This is a genomic window from Streptomyces camponoticapitis (assembly GCF_014646115.1).
Taxonomy (GTDB): Bacteria; Actinomycetota; Actinomycetes; order Streptomycetales; family Streptomycetaceae; genus Streptomyces; species Streptomyces camponoticapitis.
On sequence record NZ_BMMV01000067.1, the window covers coordinates 1 to 1,235 of the forward strand.

Annotated in this window: 1 protein-coding gene and 1 pseudogene; both read left to right on the forward strand. The window is 68.1% G+C overall.

Annotated features, from left to right (window positions below; all coding sequences use genetic code 11):
* Window positions 1-845: pseudogene (locus IEY79_RS37060) on the forward strand (ISL3 family transposase); the annotation flags it as partial.
* Between the two features lie 111 nt (window positions 846-956).
* A partial coding sequence (locus IEY79_RS37065) for a DUF3027 domain-containing protein (RefSeq protein WP_189112053.1) occupies window positions 957-1,235 on the forward strand: 279 nt, incomplete at its 3' end.

Sequence of the window (1,235 nt, forward strand, 5' to 3'; positions counted from 1 at the left end):
GCGAGAGCGATCCCGCACCGGCCGAGGAGACCGCCGGGAACACCGCGGAAGACACCCGGGCCGCACGACACGCCCGCAGACTGTTCGAGGCCGTTCAGGCCCTGACCGGCACCGGCCGGAGCCACAGCTCCGTGGCCCGCGAGCTCGGCCTGGACCGCCGCACCGTCGGCAAATACGCCCGGGCCGGCACCTGGCAGGAGGTGATGCGCCGCCCGCCCCGCAAGCCCTCCACCCTGGACCCCTACCTCGACTACCTGCAGCAACGCTGGGACGAAGGACAACACAGCGCGAAAATCCTGCACGAGGAACTCCAGGCCAAGGGCTACCTCGGCCACTACCAGCGCGTGAAGATGGCCGTCGCACCCCTCAGAAGGGGCCTGCCCCTGGACGAACCACGCGAGCGGCCGCCCTCCCCACGCGAAGCCGCCCGCTGGATCACCACCCACCTACACCGGCGCAACCTCCACATCAGCGACCGTCTGCCCCGCCTCCTCGACCACTGTCCTGAACTCAGGCAGACTCACGACCTGGTCCGCCGGTTCGCCGCCATGCTCGACAACCACGACGCGACACCCCTCCCGGACTGGCTGGACGACCTCGCAGGCAGCGGTCTGGCCCCGCTCGTCGGCCTCGCCGGAGCCCTTCGCGAAGACCAGCACGCCGTCGCACAGGGAGTTACCACCCCCTACAACTCGGGCGTCAACGAAGGCCGCATCACCGACGTCAAACCGCAAAAGCGCCTGATGGCAGGCCGCGCTGGCGTTCCTCTGCTTCGCCACCGCGTCGTTCTGATGGCACACCTTCGTCGCCGTTACGCGGACCTGTCGACCGATCCTTGCAGGTGATGTCTGCGACGCACTGGGCCGACGCCCTCAGGCTCGCAGAGATCAGCTGGCGGCTAGCCGCCGGTTCCGTGCAGATTGACCCTGCGAATTCAGCGAGAGGGTGGGGAACAGATGGCGTTGGGCAGGCCGCAGACGGACGGCAACGGAGACGCGGGCGACGACGTCCACAGACGCTGGTTGCAGCTACTCAATCGCTCCACGGGAAACCCTGGCTACCGGGATGAATGGTTCGACGAGCAATGCGGCGGATGCCGGTTCTGGATCCCGCTGGGCGGAGACTTGGGCCTGGACTGGGGAGCCTGCACCCACGCCGACTCTCGATTCGACGGGCGCGTGCGTTTCGAGCACGACGGTTGCGAACACTTCTCCGTCCGTGACGATGGCACCTTC